Annotated in this window: 19 protein-coding genes and 1 pseudogene; 14 read left to right on the top strand and 6 right to left on the bottom strand. The window is 71.6% G+C overall.

What is annotated here, in order from left to right:
- Positions 1-160: 160 nt before the first annotated feature.
- Entirely contained in the window at positions 161-1,735 is a 1,575-nt protein-coding gene (locus ACFYV5_RS18225; RefSeq protein WP_389169304.1) for a hypothetical protein, read from the top strand.
- A gap of 24 nt (positions 1,736-1,759) precedes the next feature.
- On the opposite strand, the gene ACFYV5_RS18220 is transcribed toward ACFYV5_RS18225, so the two are convergent.
- Positions 1,760-3,025, bottom strand: coding sequence for an ABC transporter substrate-binding protein (locus tag ACFYV5_RS18220; protein WP_389169303.1), 1,266 nt, complete (start codon positions 3,023-3,025; stop codon positions 1,760-1,762).
- Positions 3,026-3,228: 203 nt separating this feature from the next.
- Between ACFYV5_RS18220 and ACFYV5_RS18215 the strand changes: the two genes are divergently transcribed.
- Together ACFYV5_RS18215 and purU are read left to right on the top strand one after the other, a co-directional pair.
- Complete coding sequence (locus ACFYV5_RS18215; RefSeq protein WP_355105932.1) at positions 3,229-3,675, top strand: hypothetical protein; 447 nt, start codon at positions 3,229-3,231, stop codon at positions 3,673-3,675.
- A 46-nt stretch (positions 3,676-3,721) separates the two neighbouring features.
- Positions 3,722-4,573: a formyltetrahydrofolate deformylase gene (gene purU / locus ACFYV5_RS18210; RefSeq protein ID WP_355104816.1), complete on the top strand. Its 852-nt coding sequence runs from the start codon at positions 3,722-3,724 to the stop codon at positions 4,571-4,573.
- 53 nt (positions 4,574-4,626) lie between these two features.
- On the opposite strand, the gene ACFYV5_RS18205 is transcribed toward purU, so the two are convergent.
- Both ACFYV5_RS18205 and ACFYV5_RS18200 read right to left on the bottom strand, forming a co-directional pair.
- Entirely contained in the window at positions 4,627-5,853 is a 1,227-nt protein-coding gene (locus tag ACFYV5_RS18205) for a zf-HC2 domain-containing protein (RefSeq protein ID WP_355104818.1), read from the bottom strand.
- The gene (locus tag ACFYV5_RS18200; protein ID WP_355104820.1) at positions 5,850-6,410 is read right to left on the bottom strand and encodes a sigma-70 family RNA polymerase sigma factor; all 561 of its coding nucleotides are present in this window, start codon (positions 6,408-6,410) and stop codon (positions 5,850-5,852) included. The genes ACFYV5_RS18205 and ACFYV5_RS18200 overlap by 4 nt, the downstream gene beginning before the upstream one ends.
- A 202-nt stretch (positions 6,411-6,612) precedes the next feature.
- Between ACFYV5_RS18200 and ACFYV5_RS18195 the strand changes: the two are divergent.
- Positions 6,613-6,978: pseudogene (locus ACFYV5_RS18195) on the top strand (STAS domain-containing protein); the annotation flags it as partial.
- Between the two features lie 117 nt (positions 6,979-7,095).
- On the top strand, positions 7,096-7,665 hold the full coding sequence (locus ACFYV5_RS18190) for an EF-hand domain-containing protein (protein ID WP_389169301.1): 570 nt from the start codon (positions 7,096-7,098) through the stop codon (positions 7,663-7,665).
- Here the strand turns inward: ACFYV5_RS18190 and ACFYV5_RS18185 are convergent.
- Positions 7,662-9,191: an AMP-binding protein gene (locus tag ACFYV5_RS18185; RefSeq protein ID WP_355104824.1), complete on the bottom strand. Its 1,530-nt coding sequence runs from the start codon at positions 9,189-9,191 to the stop codon at positions 7,662-7,664. The two genes, ACFYV5_RS18190 and ACFYV5_RS18185, sit on opposite strands and share 4 nt — an antisense overlap.
- A gap of 145 nt (positions 9,192-9,336) precedes the next feature.
- Here ACFYV5_RS18185 and ACFYV5_RS18180 point away from each other — a divergent pair, with 145 nt between their 5' ends.
- The 4 genes from ACFYV5_RS18180 to ACFYV5_RS18165 all read left to right on the top strand — a co-directional run bounded on the left by ACFYV5_RS18180 (position 9,337) and on the right by ACFYV5_RS18165 (position 13,394).
- Complete coding sequence (locus tag ACFYV5_RS18180; RefSeq protein WP_355104826.1) at positions 9,337-10,539, top strand: amidohydrolase family protein; 1,203 nt, start codon at positions 9,337-9,339, stop codon at positions 10,537-10,539.
- On the top strand, positions 10,539-11,672 hold the full coding sequence (locus ACFYV5_RS18175; protein ID WP_389169298.1) for an acyl-CoA dehydrogenase: 1,134 nt from the start codon (positions 10,539-10,541) through the stop codon (positions 11,670-11,672). The genes ACFYV5_RS18180 and ACFYV5_RS18175 overlap by 1 nt, the downstream gene beginning before the upstream one ends.
- Before the next feature lie 8 nt (positions 11,673-11,680).
- The gene (locus ACFYV5_RS18170; RefSeq protein WP_389169979.1) at positions 11,681-12,538 is read left to right on the top strand and encodes an acyl-CoA dehydrogenase family protein; all 858 of its coding nucleotides are present in this window, start codon (positions 11,681-11,683) and stop codon (positions 12,536-12,538) included.
- Positions 12,539-12,938: 400 nt separating this feature from the next.
- Positions 12,939-13,394 (top strand): ATP-binding protein, encoded by a 456-nt coding sequence (locus tag ACFYV5_RS18165; RefSeq protein ID WP_355104830.1) that lies wholly within the window; start codon positions 12,939-12,941, stop codon positions 13,392-13,394.
- A 161-nt stretch (positions 13,395-13,555) separates the two neighbouring features.
- Here ACFYV5_RS18165 and ACFYV5_RS18160 read toward each other — a convergent pair whose 3' ends face one another.
- Positions 13,556-14,494, bottom strand: coding sequence for a cyclase family protein (locus ACFYV5_RS18160; protein WP_355104832.1), 939 nt, complete (start codon positions 14,492-14,494; stop codon positions 13,556-13,558).
- Between the two features lie 101 nt (positions 14,495-14,595).
- Between ACFYV5_RS18160 and ACFYV5_RS18155 the strand changes: the two genes are divergently transcribed.
- A complete protein-coding gene (locus ACFYV5_RS18155; protein ID WP_389169296.1) occupies positions 14,596-15,510 on the top strand; it encodes an SDR family NAD(P)-dependent oxidoreductase in 915 nt (304 codons plus the stop codon).
- A gap of 259 nt (positions 15,511-15,769) precedes the next feature.
- Positions 15,770-16,822, top strand: coding sequence for a Zn-dependent alcohol dehydrogenase (locus ACFYV5_RS18150; RefSeq protein WP_389169294.1), 1,053 nt, complete (start codon positions 15,770-15,772; stop codon positions 16,820-16,822).
- A 22-nt stretch (positions 16,823-16,844) separates the two neighbouring features.
- Here ACFYV5_RS18150 and ACFYV5_RS18145 read toward each other — a convergent pair whose 3' ends face one another.
- Positions 16,845-17,813: a GlxA family transcriptional regulator gene (locus tag ACFYV5_RS18145; protein ID WP_389169292.1), complete on the bottom strand. Its 969-nt coding sequence runs from the start codon at positions 17,811-17,813 to the stop codon at positions 16,845-16,847.
- Between the two features lie 70 nt (positions 17,814-17,883).
- On the opposite strand from ACFYV5_RS18145, the gene ACFYV5_RS18140 reads away from it, so the two are divergent.
- The 3 genes from ACFYV5_RS18140 to ACFYV5_RS18130 all read left to right on the top strand — a co-directional run bounded on the left by ACFYV5_RS18140 (position 17,884) and on the right by ACFYV5_RS18130 (position 22,891).
- Complete coding sequence (locus ACFYV5_RS18140; protein ID WP_389169976.1) at positions 17,884-19,161, top strand: MFS transporter; 1,278 nt, start codon at positions 17,884-17,886, stop codon at positions 19,159-19,161.
- Positions 19,162-19,227: 66 nt separating this feature from the next.
- Positions 19,228-20,547 carry an MFS transporter gene (locus ACFYV5_RS18135; RefSeq protein ID WP_389169290.1) on the top strand — a complete coding sequence of 440 codons (1,320 nt, stop codon included), beginning with the start codon at positions 19,228-19,230 and terminating at the stop codon, positions 20,545-20,547.
- 139 nt (positions 20,548-20,686) lie between these two features.
- The gene (locus tag ACFYV5_RS18130; protein WP_389169288.1) at positions 20,687-22,891 is read left to right on the top strand and encodes an FG-GAP repeat domain-containing protein; all 2,205 of its coding nucleotides are present in this window, start codon (positions 20,687-20,689) and stop codon (positions 22,889-22,891) included.
- Positions 22,892-22,912: the final 21 nt, after the last annotated feature.

Here is a 22,912-nt window from a genome sequence, read left to right as displayed (position 1 = left end):
GTGACCACGGTCACCGGAGGGCCGGATCGGGCTCCCTGGCAGGGCAGTTGTGCGGGGAGTTGTCGTGGGTCTGTTACCGGTCTCACAGGTGTGTGCGCGGCCCGGGACGCACCCGGTAGCGTGAACCGACGATTCCGTAGGTCCATCAGTAGGAGTCCCGGTGACGCAAAGCGGACAGGGTCCGGAGCCGCACTATCCGGCGGTACGGCCCACGCACGAAGGTGTCGTGCTGCCCGCGGAGGGCGGCGAGCAGACCGGCCCGGGCGCAGGCCCGGCCGGCGGTCAGCCGTGGGGCGGCACCTGGGGTCCCGGTGGGGCGCCGCAGGGACAGCCCCTGCCACCGGCCCAGCCGCTGCCGCCCGAGGCCGTGCCGGGCGGGGTCTCGGACATGCAGGCGACGCAGTACATCGCGCCGGTTCCGCAGCAGGGCGCGCCGGGCGGCGCTCCGGGGCCGCTGCCAGGCCCCATGCCGGGCCCGATGCCGGGGGCGCCCGGGGACATACCGGGCGCGCACCAGCCGCCGCAGGGCGGATACGGCTTCCCGCCGCCGCCCGCCACCCAGGGCGGTTACGGATACCCGTCGCAGGCCGCCGCGCAGGGGGGCTACGGATACCCGCCGCAGGCCGCCGCGCAAGGGGGCTACGGCTTTCCGCCGCCGGCCGCCGCGCAGAGCGCCGCGGACCTCCAGGCGACCCAGCACATCCCGCCGGTCGCGCAGGGCCAGGGCCCGGGTCACGGCCAGGGCCAGGGCCAGGGCGACGGTGGCGCGAGCACGCAGTTCCTCGGCACCGGGCCGCTGCACCAGCAGCCGGGCGGGCCCGGTCAGCCGGCCGGCGCCTCCGACGCGACCCAGTACATCGCTCCCGTACCGCCGCAGATGTCGCAGGCGCCGCAGACGCACGGCGAGCGGCAGCCGCCCGCCGAGTTCGACAACCTCTTCCGCAGCGACGCGACGCAGCACCTGCCGCAGCCCCCGCAGCCGCAGGCGCCCCGGCCGCCGCAGCAGCAGCAGTACGGGCACCAGCCGCCGCAGTCTCCCTTCCAGGGCGCCTACGCACAGGACGGCTACCAGGACGGGTACGACGACGAGCCGCCGCGCCGCAAGTCGCCCGTCGCCCTCATCGCCGCCGTCGTCGTCGGCTGCGCGGTCGTCGGCCTCGGCGCGGGCGCGCTGCTCAGCGGCGGGGACGAGGACAAGGACAAGGACAAGAACCCCGGCCAGAGTGTGGTCGCCAGTTCCGGGGCCCCGTCCACGGGCGCGACGGAGAAGCTCGCCGATCCCGCCGAGCCGCAGGCGAAGGCGCTCGACAAGCTGCTCGCGGACAGCAACGACAGCCGCGACGCGGTGATCCGTTCGGTCGAGGCCATCAAGCAGTGCAAGAACCTCGACCAGGCCGCCGTCGACCTGCGCGGCGCCGCGCAGCAGCGCCGGGACCTCGTGACCCGGCTGCAGACGCTGTCGGTCGACAAGCTGCCGAGCAACGCCGCCCTGACCGCCGCCCTCACCAAGGCGTGGCAGGCCTCGGCCTCCGCCGACGACCACTACGCCGCCTGGGCGGACCAGATGAAGGGCAAGAAGGCCTGCAAGGGCGGCAAGGCCCGCAGCACCAACCACACGGTCGAGGCGAGCAAGAAGAGCAGCGAGGCCACGATCGCCAAGCGCGAGGCGGCCGGGCTGTGGAACCCGACCGCCAAGACGTACGGACTGCCGCAGCGGGCCGCCACGCAGCTGTGAACCAGCGCGCGGCAGCGGGCCGGGTTACGGGGCGCTGAGCACGGTCTCGCCGACGTCGACGAAGCCCGGCTTCTGTGCCACGAGCCGCCCCTCGCGGACCACTTGGAAGGTCACCTCGTGGTTGACGATCCGGGGGAAGCGGGGCGCGCCGAGCATGTCCTCGTACCGCCAGCGCAGTTCGGGCGTGAGGCCGCCGGTGTCGATCCGGACCCCGCGGTCGAGGGCGTGCGAGACGGCCCCCGCCGAGATCGTGTCGCGGTCGAGCGACTCGATCACCTGCTTCAGCACGGTGTACGCGATCCAGGTCGTCTGCACGCCCGCGTCGGCCGGGTCGACGCGGTTGTCCGCGAACGCGTGCTCCTGGATCACCTTGCGCATCGGCGCCCAGCGGCCGTCGTTGGCCTCCGGGTACCAGCCGGTGACGTACGCGCCCTCGAAGGGGCTGCGGGCGCCGCCCGTACGGTCGATGACGGGCTGGCTGACGCTGCCGAGCACGGAGGAGATCCGTACGGCCCCGTCCTCCTTCGCGTCCTCGCTCTCGGGCAGGCGCCGGAACGAGTCGAAGAACGTCTGGGTGCGCTCGCCGAGGACCGCCGCGACGCAGCCGTCCGCCCGACCGGCCTTGGTGCGGGCCCGGTCGGCCTGCTGGGTGTACTCGGCGGCGTCCTCGAGCGCCGGGATGTCGCTGGCGCCGAGGTGGCGGCTCTTGCGCAGACCGGAGTTGAGGAGGTCGGGCAGCTTGTCGCCGGCGAGGGTGTCGGGCCGGACGAGGGAGACCTTGCGGCAGGACTCGGCCAGCTGCATGCCGTGGCCGGCCATGAGGGAGGCCAGGCCGCCGTTCACCGGGTAGGAGAGCGGACTGGTGAACTCGTCCTCGGAGATGCCGTAGCCGCCGATGTACGGGATGCCCGCGGCCTCCAGGGGGGCCATGAACGCCCGCCCGTTCTGGCTGTAGGAACCGACGACGGCCACGACCTTCTCACGGACGGCCCGGCGGGCGCAGGCCGCGGCGCCGGCGGAGGTGTTCTGCTCGTTGCAAGTGAGGATGCGCAGTTCGTGCCCGTCGAGGCCGCCGTTGGCGTTGGCCCAGCGGGCGTAGGCCTGGGCCATGGCGGGCATGCCGGGCTGGTTGGTGGCGCGGGTGCCGTCCGGAGCCCAGGTCATCACTGTGACGGGCTCCCTGGATCCCCCCGTGGTTCCAGGGAGCACGCCACATCCGGTGAGCAGCGACGCCCCGGCCGCCGCTGCCATGACATACGCGAGGAGTGAGGTCAGTCGCCTACCGGTCATGGACACGCACAATTCCGCCTCACGGGTAACGCGGGAGTGTGCGTGGTTCAACGCTGGGTGACGTGAAGGTGAATTGCCGGGGCGGTCGCTCGCGGGGAAGGGGGCCGGTCCGTCGATCTTGTGGGGGAACGTACGATCGAACGGTGTCCAGTCCACTCTCCAGTTCGGTGAACTCTTCCCGTCGCGGCCGTCGCTCCTCCACCATGGGCGGCATGCCGCTCAACGACATGCCGTGGTGGCGCTGGCGCAGCAACGTGCGCTCGGCGCTGCACATGCTTTCCGATCCCGGGTTCCACGAGACGACCTGGCTGGCCGGTCACGACGGGTACGGCGACGTCACCGACGCCGTCTACCGCCTGGTCGAGGACACCTGGCTGGACAACTGGTCCGCCGAGAAGTACGTCGGAACGATCTTCCGCGACTCCGGCGAGGCCGCACTGGTGGACGTCGCCGTGCTCCGGGTGCTGCGGATCATGCACCAGGTCGGGCCCGACGCGCCGTTCTCCGCGTACATGGAGCACCACGGCTGGCCGGAGGCCGTGCGGGCCGCCCGCGAGGCACACGTACGGATGGCGGCGGCGGACGGCGAGGATCCGGATACGCCTCCGCGCTCCCTGGACGTGCTCCGTATCATGACGCGGTCCGCCTGACGGACGGCGGCCCTGCCGTCCCGGCGGGGTGTGAAAAGCTAAGGGGATGACCGACCAGTACGTCCTCACGCTCTCCTGCCCGGACAAACAGGGCATCGTGCACGCCGTGTCGAGCTATCTCTTCATCACGGGATGCAACATCGAGGACAGCCAGCAGTTCAAGGACCGGGACACCGGCCTCTTCTTCATGCGGGTCCACTTCTCGGCGGAGGCTCCGGTGACCGTGGAGAAGCTCCGGGCGAGCTTCGCGGCGGTGGGCGACGCGTTCGCGATGGACTGGCACATCAACCGGGCCGACGAGCGCATGCGGGTCGTGCTGATGGTGTCGAAGTTCGGGCACTGCCTGAACGACCTGCTGTTCCGCTCGCGGATCGGGGCGCTGCCGGTCGAGATCGTCGCGGTCGTCTCCAACCACACGGACTTCGCGGAGCTGGTGGGCTCCTACGACCTTCCGTTCCGGCACATTCCGGTCACGAAGGACAACAAGCCGGAGGCGGAGGCGGAGCTCCTGGAGCTCGTCCGCGCGGAGAACGTCGAGCTGGTCGTGCTCGCGCGCTACATGCAGGTGCTCTCCGACGACCTGTGCAAGCAGCTGTCGGGCCGGATCATCAACATCCACCACTCCTTCCTGCCGAGCTTCAAGGGCGCCAAGCCCTACCACCAGGCGCACGCGCGCGGCGTGAAGCTGATCGGCGCGACGGCCCACTACGTGACGGCGGACCTCGACGAGGGCCCGATCATCGAGCAGGAGGTCGAGCGGGTGGGCCACGAGGTCACCCCGGACCAGCTCGTGGCGATCGGCCGGGACGTGGAGTGCCAGGCGCTGGCGCGCGCGGTGAAGTGGCACGCGGAACGCCGCATCCTCCTGAACGGCCGCCGCACGGTGGTCTTCACGTAGGTCCCGCTGCCCCGGGGGCGCCGCGGCTGCGGGGCGGTGCCCACAGGGGGTGGTTACAGGCGGCTCAAGCTCGCCGCCGCGAAGAGGACGTCTCGGATCGCCTCGCGGTCGCCGTCCTGGCCTGCCGCCGCCTCCTCCGGTGGCACGTGGCCCGCCACGAGCTGGCAGAACTCGACGCCGTCCATCGCCACCTGCGCCACCGCGTGGTCCGGGGAGCCGACCGCCGCCGGGGAGTCCAGCGCGATGTACCAGTGGCCGCCGCCCGAGCCCTCGACCTCCAGGTGGAGCGAACGGCCGGGGGCGCCCGCCGCGACCAGATGGCGCGGCGGGGCCGCGAGGCCCGCGCGACGGCGGTCCGCCAGCGCCGCAGGAAGCAGCCGGGCCGCCAGGTCGATCATGCCGTGCAGATGCGCCCCGCTCGGCGGGTCGTACGGATACGCCACCGCGTTCGCGATGTCGTCCGCGTGCAGCCAGCACTCGAAGGCCCGCTCCAGGAGCGAGTCCCGCATCGGCAGCGCGAAGTCGCCGTACGTCACCGTCAGGTCCGCGACTCCCCGCCCCGCGAACGACACCGTGCGGATCAGCGTGTGACTCTGGTCGCGCCACGGCTCGCGCACCCCGCGCGTCGGCGGATGGTACGAGCCCTGCCAGTACGCCTCGGTCCGCTCGGCCGGTGACATCTCGCGGGCCGCCGGCCCCAGCGGATCGTCCAGGCCGAGCGCCGTCGCCACCAGGCCGTCCACCGTCAGGAGATGCCCGATCACCCCGGCCACGGTCGTCTTGCGGCTCACCGCCTGCTCGCCCTCGAACCACTTGAGCCGTACCGGCGCGTGCCACTCCGACTCGCCGATGTCCCGCAACAGCGCGTCGAGCCGGGCCGTCTCCGCGTCGTACGGAGTCGCCCAGGCGGGCACCGGGATACGGGCGGGACGCCGGCCCAGGCAGTTCTCCAGGACCCGGGAGCGCAGCAGCGGATCGAGGTCCAGGTCCCGCTCCGAGTGCAGCAGCGCGACCGCGTCCCGCAGCCGCAACGCCTCGTCCGCGCACGGCGCGCACACGGTGAGATGGTCCTCGACCGCCTGGGTCTCCTCGGCCGAGCACGCGGACAGCGCCCACGCCCCGAGGAGGGACTTGAGCACGGCGTGCGTCGGCGGGGGAGGCGGCGGGGGAGAGGGAGGGGACGCCGGCGTGAGGTCCGCGTGGTCGTCCGCCGCCGACCGCGGCCCCGGTATCCACGGAGCGCGCGCGACCTCGTCCGGGTCGCCGTTCGCCCCGTTCACCGGGAGGGCCCGTCCAGCGGACGCGTGTTCGCCGTCGACAGCAGCTGCAGTCCGAGCCGCAGCCGGCGCCGCGCCTCGTCCTCCGTCACACCGAGGTCGGCGGCGGTCTGGCGGTAGTCGCGCCGCTGGAAGTACGCCAGCTCCAGCGCGGCGCGCAGGGGCGTCGGCATCGCCGTCACGATGTAGTCGGCGCGGGCCGCGACCTGGGCCCGGCGCACCTTCTGCTCCAGCTCCTCCGCCGAACCCTCGCCCGTCTCCGCGTACGCCACGGCCTCCGACTGCCGGAGCCGCAGCACCGCCTGCCGCTGCGTCAGTCCGGCGACCCACGCCCGCATGTTCCCCTGCTTCGGGTCGTACGCGTCGGGGTTCTCCCAGATGTAGCCGAAGACCTCGCGGGTGACCTGGTCGGCGGCGGCGTCGTCGTCGAGCACCCGGTGGGCGAGGTTGTGCACCAGGGAGGCGAACCGGTCGTAGAGCTCACCGAGCGCGGCGGCCTCACCGCGCGCCAGCCGCTGCTGCATTCTGCGGTCCCAGCGCGGTGGTGTGTCCTTCGCCATCCGGAGCCCCCTCCCAACCGAGTTCGCCCTCCACGGTAATGCGCCGGGCCGACAGCGCACCCGCCTTTGTGACAAGTGCGCCCCCATAAGGGGTGGGCATGGTAGAGAAAGCGTCACCTTTCATGGGAGGCGTTTCGTTCCGCCGTGGCGGGGCAGCGGGAGGGGACAGGAAGCACCGCCTCCGCTTTGAAGGGCACTAGCCGTGACGCTCCACGTCGAGGAAGACGAGCGGGATCCCTGGACCGTGCTGCACATCCAGGGCGAACTGGATCTGGTGACCTCACCCCTGGTCCGCAGACGGGTCCACGACGCCGTCGCCGGTGGCCGCCACGACGTGGTCCTCGACCTGTCGGGCGTGCTGTTCTGCGACTCCAGCGGGGTGGGCGTACTGATCGCCGCACGCCGTCTGATGCGCTCCTGCGGCGGACGGCTGCGGGTCGTGCTGCCCGCGCGCGGCGCGCTGGACGGCTCGCACGTCAACCGCGTCCTCGCCGCGCTGGGCGTACGCCGGCTCTTCGAGGTGTACGCGGACGCGGCCGACGCGGTCGACGAGCGGGCGCGGCCCCTCCCGGTGGATTCCCTCGTCGGGCAGACCACGACCGTTCCCGCCCAGCCGTTCCGCTCGCGGAGGGAGACACCGCGGCCCCTCTCGGCATAAGCGCCTTCCTCGTCGTACTCTCCGCACATGGAGCCCATGGAAGCCGAGCAGGACCGTGACCAGGACCGCCAGGATCAGGACCAGGATCAGGACCGGGACCAGGACCAGGACCGTGACCCCGGACAGCTCTACCAGCGCCGGATCGCCTCCCGGTTCGCCGCGTTCGACCAGGACGGCGACGGGACGATCTCGCGCGAGGACTTCAACACGGCGGCGAAGCGACTCCTGACGGAGTTCGAGGTCCCGTTCCGCTCCGACCGGGGGCAGGCGCTCTGCCAAGGCGCCGAGGCCTTCTGGCAGGGCATGGCCGGGATCGCCGACGTCGACGGAGACCAGCGGGTCAGCCGCGAGGAGTTCGTCGGAGGCGCGGTGAAGCGGCTGCACGACCACCCCGACCGCTTCGCCGAGATCGCCCGGCCCTTCCTGCGCGCCGTCCTCGCCATCGCCGAGACCCCCGCCGAGATCGAGCGCGCCCTGCTCGCGCTCGGCATCGCCCCCGTGCCGGCCGCGCTCAGCGCCCGTACCCTGCCGACCGCCGCCTCGGGCCGGGTCGACGAGGACGCGGCGGTGGCGGCCTTCGCCCGCCTCTGGGACTAACGCAGGGGGCCCGCGCCGTACCGCTCCCGGAGCTTGTACTTCAGGACCTTCCGCAAGGTCTCGTTGCGCGGCAGGGCCTCCACCACCTCCAGCTGTTCCGGCAGCTTGTGGACGGAGAGCCCTGCGGCCCGCAGGAAGTCGGTGACGGTCCGCAGGCTCAGGGGTGCGGCGCCCGGCGGCTGCTCGATCACCGCGCAGACGCGTTCGCCGCGCTCGGGGTCGGGGAGGCCGATGACCGCGGCGTCGCCGACCGCGGGGTGCTGGTGGAGAAGGTCCTCGATCTCCTTGGCCGAGATGTTCTCGCCCTTGCGGATGATGACGTCCTTGATCCGGCCGGTGAGGACGAGATGGCCGCTCGGGGTCAGATGCCCCACGTCGCCGGTGATGAGGAAGCCGTCCTCGTCGAAGGCCGCGGCCGTCTGCGCGGGGTCGAGATAGCCCTGACAGACCGCCTCACCCCTGAGCCGTACCTCGCCGTTCCCGGAGCCGTCGTCGGCGATCCGTATCTCCATGCCCTCGGGCGGCCGGCCCTCCGTCGTCGCCAGGTTCTCCGCGGTGTCGTCCGGTGAACCCATCGTGATCATGGGGACCTCGGTCATCCCGTACCCGTGGGTGAGCTGACAGCCCAACTCCCGTACCACCGCGTGGTAGATCTCCGGCGGCTTCGGAGCCCCGCCGCCCGCGAGCAGCCGCAGGCTCGGTATCAGCCTCTCGCCGGGCGGCAGCTTGCGCTGCTCGGCGAGGAACATCGAGTAGAACGCGGTGGATCCGCCGGCGACGGTCACGCCGTGACGGCGGTACTCCGCCACCGCGTCGGGCAGCGCGAACTGCTCGAACATCACCGCGGGGAACCCGTACAGCAGCAGCATCACCGTGTAGTCGGGCCCCGCGATGTGCGCGTACGGGAAGGCCATCGAGCCGATGTCGTCCGCGGTCAGGCGCAGCGCGTGGGCGAGGCAGGAGCCGCCCGCGATGAGGGAGCGGTCGGTGTGCAGGACGCCCTTGGGGTCGGAGGTCGTCCCCGACGTCCAGTAGATCCAGCGCACGTCGGTGCCGGAGGCGGGCGGGGGCGGCAGGACGGCCGGGTCGCCGTCGGGCACGGAGTCGTACGCCTCGAAGATCCCGCGCGCCCCGAGCCGCCGCGCCATCTCCGTGTGGTCGAAGCCGCGCCACGTCCCGGGCACGGCGAAGAAGTCGGCCTTGGACTCACGCAGCGCGAAGCCGACCTCGCGGTCCCGGTAGAAGGGGATGACGGGGGACTGCACGGCACCGATGCGGGCGAGCGCGAAGGAGAGGACGGCGGTCTCGATCCGGGTGGGCAGCTGCCACGCCACCACGGTGCCGGGCCGCACCCCCCTCCCGTACAGACCGGCGGCGCACCGCTCGGCCCGCTCGCGCAGCCCGCCGAAGGTGAGGGTCCTGTCCCCCTGGAGGAGGACGGCCCGGTCGGGCGTGAGGTCGGCGCGGCGCTCGACGAGCTCCCAGAGGGTGCGGGAGGTACCCAGGGCGTGTGCGGTGTCGGTCACGGCGATCCCCTTAGCTGACGGCCAGTCAGATCAACTGGAGAGCGTAGAGGTGCGCTGCTTGTCGGTCCAGAGGCGCGGGGCTAGCCTGAGAGCCGTCAATATCTGACGGGGCATCAGAAACAGCCTCGGAATGGGAGAGGGTCTCATGACGGAACTTCCGCGGATCATCAGCGTCGACGACCACGTGATCGAGCCGGCCCACCTCTTCGAGACCTGGCTCCCCGCCAAGTACCGCGACCGCGGGCCCCAGCCCCTGACCGCCGGAATCGGGGAGCTCGCCTACGTCGGCGGGAAGTACCGGATCACGATGGACCCGGACGGGCCGCCGACCGACTGGTGGATCTACGAGGACCTGCAGTTCCCGTACAAGCGCAACATCGCCGCCGTCGGCTTCGACCGCGACGAGATGACCCTGGAGGGGATCACCAGGGAGGAGATGCGGCGCGGCTGCTGGGACCCGAAGGCGCGCCTCGCCGACATGGACCTCAACCATGTCGAGGCCTCCCTCTGCTTCCCCACCTTCCCGCGCTTCTGCGGCCAGACCTTCGCCGAGGCCAAGGACAAGGAGGTCGCCCTCGCCTGCGTCCGCGCCTACAACGACTGGATGGTCGAGGAGTGGTGCGGCGACAGCGGCGGCCGGCTCATCCCGCTCTGCATCATCCCGCTCTGGGACATCGACCTGGCGGTCGCGGAGATCCGCCGGAACGCGGCCCGGGGCGTGAAGGCCGTGACCTTCTCGGAGATCCCGACGTATCTCGGACTCCCGTCGATCCACTCCGGCTACTGGGACCCCTTCTTCGCGGTCTGCCAGGAGACGGGCACGGTCGTCAACATGCACATCGGCTCCTCCAGCCAGATGCCCGCCGCCTCCCCCGACGCGCCCCCCGCCGTCCAGGCCGCGCTCAGCTTCAACAACGCGATGGCCTCGATGATGGACTTCCTCTTCAGCGGTGTCCTGGTGAAGTTCCCGAGGCTGAAGCTCGCGTACAGCGAGGGCCAGATGGGCTGGATCCCGTACGCCCTCGAACGCGCCGACGACGTGTGGGAGGAGCACCGCGCCTGGGGCGGCGTCCGCGACCTGATCCCCGAGCCGCCGTCCACGTACTACTACCGGCAGATCTTCTGCTGCTTCTTCCGTGACAAGCACGGGATCGCCTCGCTGGACGTGGTGGGCCGGGACAACGCCACCTTCGAGACCGACTACCCGCACGTCGACTCCACCTTCCCGCACACGAAGGAGGTCGCCCTCGACCACGTCCAGGGCCTCGACGACGAGACGGTCTACAAGCTCATGCGCGGCAACGCCATCCGCATGCTGGGCCTCGACCTCGACCTGGGCATCGTCTGATGGATCTCACGTACACGGACGAGGAGGAGGAGTTCAGGGAGGGGCTGAGGTCGTGGCTCGTGAGCGCGCTGCCCACGCTGCCGCCGAAGCCCGACCCGCTGGACTGGCCGGGGCGGCGGGCGTACGACTGCGGCTGGCAGCGGCGGCTGTACGACGCGGGCTACGCGGACGTGCACTGGGGCGGCTCCCCGACCCAGCGGCTGATCTTCCTGGAGGAGACCGAGCGCGCCGGGGCGCCCTACGTCGGCGCGAACTTCGTCGGACTGCTCCACGCCGGGCCGACCGTCGCCGCCGAGGGCACGGCCGACCAGCGCGAGCGCTGGCTGCCGCCGGTGCTGCGCGGCGACGAGGTGTGGTGCCAGGGCTTCAGCGAGCCGGAGGCCGGGTCGGACCTGGCGTCGCTGCGGACGAGGGCGGTACGGGACGGGGACGCGTACGTCGTCACCGGCTCCAAGATCTGGACTTCGCACGCCCAGGTCGCCGACTGGTGCGAGCTGCTCGTACGGACGGACGCTTCTGGCCCCAAGCACCGGGGGATCAGCTGGCTCGCGATGCCCATGGACGCCCCCGGCATCACGGTCCGGCCGCTGCGGACGCTGGCCGGATCGACGGAGTTCGCCGAGATGTTCCTCGACGAGGTCCGGGTGCCCGTCGCCAACCGGGTCGGCGAGGAGAACGACGGCTGGCGCGTGACGATGGTGACGCTGTCCTTCGAGCGCGGTACGGCCTTCGTCGGCGAGGTCGTGGCGTGTCGGCGGGTGCTCGGTGAACTCGCGGGGACGGCGCGGAAGAACGGTGCCTGGGACGACCCGGAGGTGCGGCGGCGCCTCGGCAGGCTGAGCGCCGAGTTCCGGGCGCTGTGGCGGCTCACCCAGTGGAACGTCAGCGAGGCACAGGCGGGGCCCGGGCTTCCAGGTGTGGGGGGCTCGGTCTTCAAGCTGCGGTACTCACACGCGCGGCAGGAGCTCTACGACGCTGCCGCCGCCGTCCTCGGGCCGGACGCGCTCGACCTCGGGCGGGAGTGGAATCTCGACCGGCTGTCCTCGCTGTCGTACACCATCGCCGCCGGAACCTCGCAGATCCAGCGGAACATCGTCGCCGAGCGGATCCTCGGCCTGCCGAAGGGGCGGTGAGACCGGTCGTGGACTTCCGGCTGACGGACGACCAGAAGGCGCTGAAGGCGGGGGTACGGGAGCTGCTCGCCGGCCGCTTCGACCGGGACGCGCTCCGGGCGGCGGTGGACTCCCCGGGGCTCGACCGCGCGCTGTGGCGGGAGCTGGGGGCCGCCGGGTTCTTCGCGCTACGGGTGCCGGAGGCGGCGGGGGGTGTGGGGCTCGGGCTGCCGGAGGCGGTGCTCGTGTTCGAGGAGGCGGGGCGGGTGTTGTTGCCGGGGCCGTTGGTGGCGACGCATGTGGCGGCGGGGGAGGTGGAGGGGGCCGCGGAGGGGGAGGTGGTGGTGACGGCGGTCGACGGGGTGTTGGTGGAGTGGCTGGACGAGGCGGACGTGGTCCTGGGCGATGTCGAGGGTGCCGTGCCTGTGCGGTCGGTGGACCCGCTGACGCCGCTGCATCGGGTGCCCGGGCGCGAACCACTGCCCCCGACGGGGGTTCTGCTCACCGCCGCTGAGCAGCTGGGGAGTGCCGGGCGTACCACCGAGATGGCCGTCGAGTACGCACGTACCCGGGAGCAGTTCGGGCAGCCGATCGGGGGCTTCCAGGCCGTCAAGCAGCTGTGTGCCGAGATGCTCGTACGAACGGAAGTCGCCCGCGCCGCCGTCTACGCCGCCGCCGTCACCGCCGACCCCGTCGAGATCGCCGGGGCGAAACTGCTCGCCGACGAGGCGGCGGTGGACTGCGCGCGGGACTGTCTCCAGGTGTACGGCGGCATGGGCTTCACCTGGGAGGCCGATGTGCATCTGCACCTCAAGCGGGCCTGGGTGCGGGCCGAGCGCGGGCTGTCGAGGGCCCGGGCGGCGGAGGTCGAGGCGGCCGCGCTGTAGCCGACGGGTGCCCGCCGCTCACGGAGCGTCGATATCGGGTTGTGTCCTTCGGCCGGTCCGTCACGGCCCGGAGTCGGGGCCCCGCTCCGGTACCCTCCGTGGGATGCGAGTGCTTGTGGGCCCGGATCGTCCCGGTGCCGTCGATGCGGCGGCTCCGGATCCGGCGATGCCCGCCGCTCGTACCCCGTGGAGGCGCTGGACGCCCTCCTGTTCGACTCTCCGCAGCGTGCGTCGCACAGTATGGACCATGCGTACTCCTTCGCGCTGGAATATGCCTGAAGCGCTTGTTGCGGTGACTGTACGTCAACCATGCTGTCTCACAAGGGAATCACGTTCCGTAAGGACGTCGATGGCTGTGAGGCGCGAGGCGATGTGTCCGCCGGTTCGGATGGTGTGAGCGGTGCAGGTGCTTCAGGTTCAGTTGGAGGTCGGGCCGGACCCGGCGGAGGTGGGGCGTGCCAGGCGATGGGCGCGCTCGAGGCTCGCCGGATCGGGCATAGGGGATGACGAGCCGCTGGCCGAGACGCTGGTGCTGCTCATCTCCGAGCTCGTGACCAACGCCGTGGTGCACACCGGCTGCCCGGCCGTGCTGCGGATGTTGTTCGGCGCGGACTGTCAGGGCGCCGGGACGGTACGGGTGGAGGTCGCCGACACGAGCGACCGGCCGCCGCTGCCGCGACGCGCGCAGGGCGAGGACACCAACGGGCGCGGCCTGGAGCTGGTGTCCGGCCTGGCGGACCGGTGGGGCTGGCAGCCCGAGGGCGTGGGCAAGAGCATCTGGTGCGAGGTGGACCGAGGGGTGGCGACGACGCCGGAGGCGTCGGTGACCACCCCTTCGGCTTCGGTGCCCTGTTGACGATTCGTGGCGTTTTGTTCACCCTGGGGTGAGCGATTCGACGCGAGGGGACGTCGAGGGCGTGAGCCCTCGACGAGTGCGGGTCGTGTCCGGGGTGGCGGCGGCGACGTCGTGCCGTGCTCGGGGCGCGCGCGAGTGCGCCGCCACCCATGGTTCACCACTCAGAGGATCGCCACCGGGGCCACCGGTGTGCCCGTACCGCCCACGAAGGGCTCGGGCATCGCGGAGAGCAGGAACGCGTACCGCTCGCGTTGTGCACAGGCTGTGGACAAACTTTCCAGATTCCAGTTCTGGCCCTGGAGCATTCCCATCTCGACGAGGTCGAGCGCGTGCACGGGCAGCCAGAGGTTCTCGATCTCGGGCGGGAAGATCTCGAAGGTGAGCGTGTCGTTGGCGACGGCGGCGACATCGCGGGCGTGGAACCACTCGGGCGTACGGATCGAGAGGCCGGGGGAGGGGAAGGCGTACGCGTGCCTGTCCCCGGCGAGGTACTGCCGCATCTGCCCGGTCCGTACGAGGACGATGTCGCCGGCCCGGACGGTGACGCGGCCGAATTCCGCGGCCTCGTCGAGGTCTTCGGGGGTCACGGCGTGGTCGCCGGGCAGCTGCTCCAGGCCCTTGGCGGCGGCCACGTCGAGCAGGACACCGCGGCTGACGATGTGGCGGGCGGTGTGGATGCCGCTGAACTCGGAGCGGCCGTGCGGGGTGATCGTGGCGGCGGGCCGGCCGTTGTAGATCCTGCCGGAGTGCGAGACATGGGTGAGCGCGTCCCAGTGGGTGCCGGCCTGGAGGCCGAAGGTCACGGCGTCATCGCTGGTGGCGACCGTGCCGGGCCCGAAGAGCTCCTGGTTGATCTGGACCATGACGTGGAGCGGGTTGACCCGGCCCGGGATCATGCCGGTCTGTATGCCGTCCTGCTTGAGGTCGAGGGCGAGGGGCACGCGGTGGCCGGAGCGGACGGTCGCGACGGCCTGTCGTACGACGTCGTCGGTGATCAGGTTGAGGGTGCCGATCTCGTCGTCCCGGCCCCAGCGTCCCCAGTTGTTGACGCGCTTGGCGATGTCGTGGAACTCGGCGGGGAGCTGCGCGGGATCTGACATCGGGGCCTCCGGGGTCTTGTTCTCCGGTATCTGACGGACCGTAGAATCCTGTCGACGAACGAATCTAACGGACCGTCAGAAAATGCGGGAAGGGGCCGGGCGTGGGGAACTTCTTGGCAGGCAAGGTCGTCGCCGTGACGGGCGCGGGGCGGGGGATCGGCCGGGCGGTCGCCCTCGCGTGCGCGGCGGAGGGCGCGAAGGTCGTCGTCAACGACTACGGGGTCTCCATCGAGGGTGGGGAGCCGACGTCGGAGGTCGCGCTGGCGGTGGTGAAGGAGATCGAGGCGGCGGGGGGCTCGGCGGTCGCCGTCGCCGACGACATCTCCACGATGGCGGGCGGACAGCGGATCGTGGACGTGGCGCTGGCGGAGTACGGGCGGATCGACGGGGTCGTGTGCGTGGCCGGGATCCTGCGCGAGCGGATGCTGTTCAACATGTCCGAGGAGGAGTGGGACCCGGTCGTCGCGACGCATCTGAAGGGCACGTTCACCGTCTTCCGGGCGGCGTCGGCGGTGATGCGGAAGCAGGGCGCGGGAACGCTGATCGGCTTCACGAGCGGCAACCACCAGGGGTCCGTGGCGCAGGCGAACTACTCGGCGGCCAAGGGCGGGATCATCTCGCTGGTGCGGAGCGCCGCACTCGGGCTGCACAAGTACGGGGTCACGGCGAACGCGGTGGCGCCGGTGGCGCGGACCCGGATGTCGGCGAACGTGCCGATGGAGCTGAAGGAGATCGGCGAGCCGGAGGACGTGGCGGCGCTGGTCGTCTACCTGCTGTCGGAGCGGGCGAGGGAGGAGCGGATCACCGGCCAGGTCTACACGATCGCGGGCCCCAAGATCGCGGTGTGGGCGCAGCCGAGGGAACTGCGGGCGGGGTACGCGGAGGGCGGCGCGTGGACACCGGAACGGATCGCGGACTTCCTGCCGGGGACGGTGGGGACGGACCCGATGCCGATGCTGGCGCGGCTGGAGGAGATGGCGAGGGCGGCGGCGGAGGGCGCCAGACCGAACGGGTAGGGCGTGCGCGGGGCCGGTGCCCCCACCGTTGTGGGCAACTGTTCCGCTGGGGCGGAACGGGTGGGCACAACGGACGGCGCCCTTGCCGGGCCCAGGCGCCCCGTGCCCACGGTACCCACGGGTGCGGCGCCGTCGTGGGGTTGTGCCCACCCGTTCCTCCCCCTAGGGCTTCGCCCTGGGGGGACCCCCATGCGGAACGAATGCCCACAACGGAGTGGGGTGGGGGAAATACCCGCCCCCCGACACGAGGAGCACGCTCATGAGAGGTGTCGTCTACGACGGCAAGCAGGTCCAGGTCGTGCACGACCTGGTCGTACGCGAACCCGGGCCCGGCGAGGTGCTCGTCCGCGTCGTCGCCGCCGGGCTCTGTCACAGTGATCTGTCCGTCGTCGACGGGACCATCCCCTTCCCCGCCCCCGTCGTCCTCGGCCACGAAGGCGCCGGTGTCGTCGAGGCCGTCGGGCCCGGCGTCACCCATGTCGCCCCCGGCGACCACGTCGCTCTCTCCACGCTCGCCAACTGCGGCGCCTGCGCCGACTGCGACCGCGGGCGCCCCACCATGTGCCGCAAGGCGATCGGCAGGCCCCAGCAGCCGTTCTCCCGGGCCGACGGCCGGCCCCTGTTCCAGTTCGCCTCCAACTCCTCCTTCGCCGAGCGGACCGTCGTCAAGGCCGTCCAGGCCGTGAAGATCCCGCGGGACATCCCGCTCACCTCCGCCGCCCTCATGGGCTGCGGCGTCCTCACCGGCGTCGGCGCCGTACTCAACCGCGCCAAGGTCGACCGCGGCGAGACCGTCGTTGTCATCGGCACCGGCGGCATCGGACTCAACGTCCTCCAGGGCGCCCGCATCGCCGGCGCGCTCACGATCGTCGCCGTCGACACCAACCCGGCCAAGGAAGAGACCGCCCTCCGCTTCGGGGCCACCCACTTCCTCGATTCCACGGAGACCGTCCGGGACATCCTCCCCACCGGCGCCGACCACGTCTTCGAATGCGTCGGACACACCGGCCTCGTCCGCACCGCGATCGACCTGCTCGACCGTCACGGCCAGGCGATCCTGCTGGGCATGACCGCACCCACCGCCGAGGCGAGCTTCCCGCCCGCCGCGATGTTCCTGGACAAGTCGATCCTCGGCTGTCGGTACGGCTCCTCCCGCCCCCAGAAGGACATCGCCCTCTACGCCGAGCTGTACCGCGAGGGCCGTCTCCTGCTCGACGAACTCGTCACCGCCACGTACCCGGTGGAGGAGTTCACGCGGGCGGCGGAGGACGCCGAGCAGGGAAAGGTCGCACGCGGCGTGCTGACCTTCTAGGCGGCGCCTCTGGACGACACCTCTAGACGACACCCGCCCGGAACGTGCGCCGGTAGGTCCTCGGGGTCACGCCGATCGCGGCCTGGAGGTGGGAGCGCAAGGACTGGGGCGTGCCGAAGCCGGCGTCCCGCGCCACCTGGTCGACCGGCAGGTCGGTGGACTCCAGGAGGTGGCGGGCCCGCTCCACCCGCTGCTGGGTGAGCCACTGGCCGGGGCTGACGCCGACCTCCTCCCGGAAGCGGCGCGTGAACGTCCGCACGCTCATCGACTCCCGTACCGCCAGGTCCCGCAGCTGGATCGGCTCGTGCAGATGGGCCAGTGCCCAGGCGCGGGCCGTCGTCGTCGTCGCCGTGCCCGGCTCCGGGAGCGGGCGCTGGATGTACTGGGCCTGTCCGCCGTCCCGGTGCGGCGGTACGACCGTCCTGCGGGCCACCTCGTTGGCGACGGCGCTGCCGTGGTCGCGGCGCACGATGTGCAGGCACAGGTCGATCCCGGCGGCGACGCCCGCCGAGGTGAGGACGTCCCCGTCGTCGACGAACAGGACGTCCGCGTCGACCCGGACGTTCGGGAACAGCCGCTGGAAGTGCTCGGCCGAGGCCCAGTGCGTGGTGGCCGGCCGGCCGTCGAGGTAGCCGGCGGCGGCGAGCACGTACCCGCCGGTGCAGATGGACACGAGCCGGGTCCCGGGCCGGATGTGCGCGAGGGCGGCCGCCAGTTCGTCGGTCAGCCTGCCCTCGTCGTAGACGGGACCGAGTTCGTACGAGGCGGGGACGACGACCGTGTCCGCCGCCGCGAGCGCCTCCGGGCCGTGCTCCACCTGAACGGCGAAGTCCGCGTCCGTCCGGACCGGCCCGGCGACCGGGGCGCAGGTCACGATCTCGTACAGCAGCCGGCCCTCGGTGTCCTTGGCGCGGCCGAAGATCCGGTGGGGAATGCCCAGTTCGAAGGGGAGGAGGCCGGGCAGGGCGAGGACGGCGACACGGTGCGGCACGAGTTATTCCCTTTGTGGTCCAGACCACTTGCTGCTAGAAGTCGAGTCTGTGACGGACAAGCCAACGGACATGCCGGCGAACAAGCCCACGGGCAAGCCATCGGAGCACTACTCGTACAAGTCTGAGGTGCGGGAGCCCATTCCCGCACCGGTCGCGGCTCCCGCCCTCTGGAACCGTAACTTCCGGCTCTTCTTCGTGGCCCGGGCCGCCGCCGTGTTCGGCGAGGGCATGGTGCCCGTGGCCCTCGCCGCCGGTCTGCTCGGCGCCGGGTACCCCGACTCCTCCGTCGGGTACGCGCTGGGCTCCTGGATCGGCCCCTTCGCGCTCTTCGTCGTCTTCGGCGGAGTCCTCGCCGACCGCTTCACCGCACGCCGGATGATGATCCTCGCGGATGTGCTGCGGCTGCCCGGCGCGGCCGTCCTCGCCGTCTCCTTCGCCACGGGCGGTCCGCCGCTGTGGGCCGTGTACGCGCTCAGCGCCGTCAGCGGTGTCTGCGCCGCCCTCTTCCAGCCGGGCGTCGCCTCCACCATCCCGCGTATCGCCCCCGACGTGCAGCGCGCCAACGCGGTCCTGCGGGTCGTCGAGTCCCTGATGACCATGGCGGGTCCGGCCGTGGCGGGCCTCCTCGTCGCCCTCTCCGGGGCGGGGGCCGCCTTCGGTGTCAACGGCGCGACCTTCGCCGTCAGCGCCCTCTGCCTCGCTCTGATGCGGATACCCGCGGCCCCGGGCGACGCGGCGGTCCGGGGTTCGCTGCGCGCCGAGATGGCCGTCGGCTGGCGGGAGTTCCGGGCCCGGAGCTGGCTGTGGGGGGTCATCGCCATCTGGACGGTGTACGGCCTGACGGTCGCCGGCCCGATGGTGCCGCTGACCGCGACCCTGGTGACCGGCGACCACGGCTCGGCCGCGTACGGCACGCTGATGGCCGTCAACGGCGCCGGCAGCGCGGTCGGCGGCCTGCTCGCCCTGCGGCTGCGCCCGCGCCGCCCGCTGGCGGCGGGCGCGGTGGCGCTGCTCGGCCTGCCGGTGAACCTCCTCCTGCTCGGCTCGGGGGTGTCCGTGGCGCTGCTGGGCGTGGGGCAGTTCCTGGGCGGGGCGGCCTTCGCGTTCTGGCTGGTGATGTGGTCGACGTCGGTGCAGACGCATGTGCCGCAGGACGCGCTGAACCGGATGCACGCGTACGACGTGGCCGGATCGCTGCTGATGATGGCGGCGGGCCGGGCGCTGGCCGGGCCGGTGGCGGAGGCGGTGGGCGCCGAGAGGGTCCTGCTGGCGGGGGCGGGGATCGCGGTGCTTGTGGTGGTGGCGCTGCTGGTGGTGCGGCCGATCAGGACGCTGCCGCGGGTATGACCCTCGTGTCCCGATCCTTGCGAAAGTTGTCATTCGGGCCAGTGGTGGGGGGTCGCCCGGGCCACGATGCTGTGTGACGTGACCCAGACAACCGAGACCGCCGCGACGCCGCCTCCCGTCCTGCCCCGTACCCCCCGAGTCCACCGCGCCTGGTTCGTCGCGGCGGTCACCTTCGTCACGATCATCGGCGCCGCGGCCTTCGCCTCACTGCCCGGGCTGCTGATCGAGCCCCTGCACGGCGAGTTCGACTGGTCGCGCGGCACGATCGGCTTCGCGGTGTCGGTGAACCTCGCGCTGTACGGCCTGACGGCGCCGTTCGCCGCGGCCCTGATGGACCGCTTCGGCATCCGCCGGGTCGTCGCGGTCGCGCTGAGCGTGATCGCGCTCGGCTCCCTGCTGACCGTGTGGATGACGGCGGCCTGGCAGCTCGTCCTGTTCTGGGGCGTCCTCGTCGGCCTCGGCAGCGGCTCGATGGCGCTGGCGTTCGCGGCGACGGTGACGAACCGGTGGTTCGTCGCCCGGCGCGGCCTGGTGACCGGCATCCTCACCGCGGCCGGGGCGTCGGGCCAGCTGGTCTTCCTGCCCCTACTGTCCTGGCTGGTCGAGAACCACGGCTGGCGCCCGGCCTCGGTGACCGTGGCGCTCTCCGCGCTCGCCGTCGTGCCCTTCGTCTGGCTGCTGCTGCGCGACCACCCGGCCGACGTGGGGCTCGCGCCGTACGGCGGCACGTTCGCGCCGAAGCCCGCCCCGGTCACGGGGGCGGCCCGCCGCGCCGTGAGCGTCCTCCTCAAGGCGGCCCGCACCGGCCCGTTCTGGCTCCTGGCCGGCACGTTCGCGATCTGCGGCGCCTCGACGAACGGCCTGGTCAAGACGCACTTCGTGCCGGCCGCCCACGACCACGGGATGCCCATCACCGCGGCGGCCTCGCTGCTCGCCGTCATCGGGGTCTTCGACGTCGTCGGCACGATCGCCTCCGGCTGGTTCACGGACCGCTTCGAGGCGCGGCGCCTGCTCGCCGTGTACTACGCGCTGCGGGGGATCTCGCTGCTCTTCCTGCCCATGCTCCTGGCGCCGTCCGTCCACCCACCGATGATCTTCTTCATCGTCTTCTACGGCCTGGACTGGGTGGCGACGGTCCCGCCGACGATCGCGCTGTGCCGCGAGCACTACGGGGAGGACAGCGCGATCGTCTTCGGCTGGGTCCTCGCCTCCCACCAGGTGGGCGCGGCGGTGGTCGCCTTCGCGGGCGGCGTGGCGCGGGACGTCTTCGGCTCCTACGACGTGGTCTGGTACGCCTCGGGCGCCCTGTGCGCGGCGGCGGCCCTGATGGCCCTGGTGATCCGCCGCCGTCCCCCGACCCCCGTGGCGCACTCTCACGTCTCCTAGTGCGGGAGTGGGTGGCCTTGTTTCGGCAGCTCATCGCATCTCCAGGTCGTACGCGGGCGCGGTACAACCATCCCTGGTGATCGCGAGTCTGATCGGGCGCAACGTATGGTGCGCCTGGTCTTCCTGAGGAGAACCCGCCTTGTCTCACGCCCGTCCCGCTCGTCGTCGGCTCGCCGCGGCCGTCGTCACCGTGCTCGTCGTCACCGCCGGCGGGAGCGGGCTGACCGCGCCGGCGATCGCCGCGCCGGTCGCCGAAGGCGCCACGAGAGCGGCGACGACCACGACGACTGTCGCGCCGTTCCCGAAGAACAGCAATATCTTCGGTGCCACTGCCACGGGGTACCTGGCCCTCACGGAGGCCAACCCGATGCGGTACTGGGTCCCGGCGGACGGCTCTCCCGCGAGGGCGCTGAACTGGGGTCCCCAGATCGAGAACACCGGGTCGGGGGACATCGTGGCCTCCCACTGGACCACTGGTGCCGACCTCACCGACATGGCGACGGGCCAGAAGCTGAGCTCGGTGCCGCTCGACACGGAGACCCGCTACGCGGGAGCCGCGGGAACGGCTCTGTTCACCACCGTGGGGGACCGGCTCCTTCACATGCACACCATGACCAGCGGGTCGGGCAAGGTGACGACCGGTGTTCCGGAAAACGTCTGGAACCTCAAAGTCCACCCCGGTACCACCGATCACGCCCTGCTGACGTACAACGGGTACGCGGATACGGACTACCAGAATTACGTGGCCACGCTCGACCTGGCCACGAACACCGTGATCGAGACCTACGAAGTCCCCGCGACCGCGAAGGGCAACATCGCGCTCTCGGCGACGCACATCGCATGGGTCGAGTACGACCAAGAGGCCGACGTCACGTTGGTGGCCGTCGATCGCGCCGCCCAGGCGGCGCAGAACTTCCGCCTCGGAAACGTCCGGCGGAAGGACGTCCAGGTCGGTCTGGTCGGCGAGTGGGTCACGTACGGCACCCGCAGCGGTCTCACCGACGTCAAGGCGGATCCCTTGCACGTCCTGACCGCGCGCAGTCTGAAGGATGGGATCTCCACTCGCAGGCTCCTCGACCACACTCTGACGGCCGCTGTCGCACCCGACGGCGCCCAGATCGTGCGCGGCGGTACCGTCGCGCAGGGCGAGGGTCTCTACCGGATCGCCCCCGGCGTCGACGGCGTCCCGGCCGCCACGCTCGTCGCGAGCAGCGGCGAGTCCACCAAGGTGGCTCTGCTGAGCCACAACATCCCCGGCACGATGGATCTCGACCAGAATTACGGCGCGTTTGGGTTCCAATGGTGGCTGTCTCGGTCCAACGTACGGGCCAAGGTCACCCTGCGGCACGTCCGGACGGGCAAGACGATCTTTCAGGAGTTCGACCAGCCGGCGAACGGGGTTCTGTACATCGGCTGGAGAGGTGTTCTCGGCTCCACCTTGGTCGAAACCGCCTACAACGGTGACTACACCTGGGAGATCAGCGCCGAACCCCTGAATGGCCTCGGCCCGAACTTGGTCACTTCCGGGACGTTCAAGGTCGTCCGCAAGCCCGCGCCGCACGACTACAACGACAACGGCACCCCGGACGTGCTGCTGCGCGACGGTTCGGGTCGTCTCTGGCGCGCCGATTCGCACTTCGACCACGAAAACCACTGGATGGGGTCGATCGCATCGGCGGAGCAGAAGCTCATCGGCAGCGGGTGGGGTGGCTACAACCAGATCGAGGCGGTCGGCAACATCGCCGGCGCCGCCCACGGCGACATCGTGGCGCGCGACACCGCCGGTGTGCTGTGGCACTACCTCGGCAAGGGCGACGGCACCTTCGCACCCCGCTACAAGGTGGGCACGGGCTGGGGCGGGTACAAGCAGATCACCGGCGGCAGCGACCTCAACGGGGACGGCAAGTCCGACCTCGTCGCCACCGACGGGACGGGTGCCCTGTGGCTGCACAAGGGAACCGGCAGTTGGAGCGCCCCCTTCGCGCCGCGCGTCAAGCTCGGCACCGGCTGGCACGGCTACAACCAGATCACCGCCACCGGCAACATCGCCGGAGCCGCCGCCGGTGACCTCGTCGGCCGCGACACCGCCGGCGTCCTCTGGCTCCACCTCGGCAAGGGCGACGGCACCTTCGCCCCCCGCATCAAGATCAGCGCCGGCTGGCAGGGCTACAGCCACCTCGTCGGCATCGGCGACGCCGACCGCGACGGCCGACCCGACCTCTTCGCCACCAACTCCGCCGACAACAGGACGTACCTCTACAAGGGCACCGGCAGCTGGAGCGCCCCCTTCGGCCAGGGACAGGAAACCACCATGCCCAACAACAGACCCACTTCTGTGGCGTGATCCGACGATCGGTGGTCTCGT

Source organism: Streptomyces sp. NPDC003035 (assembly GCF_042888285.1).
Classification (GTDB): Bacteria; Actinomycetota; Actinomycetes; order Streptomycetales; family Streptomycetaceae; genus Streptomyces.
Note: the sequence above shows the minus strand (reverse complement) of the source record. Positions and strands in the feature narration are given on the sequence as shown.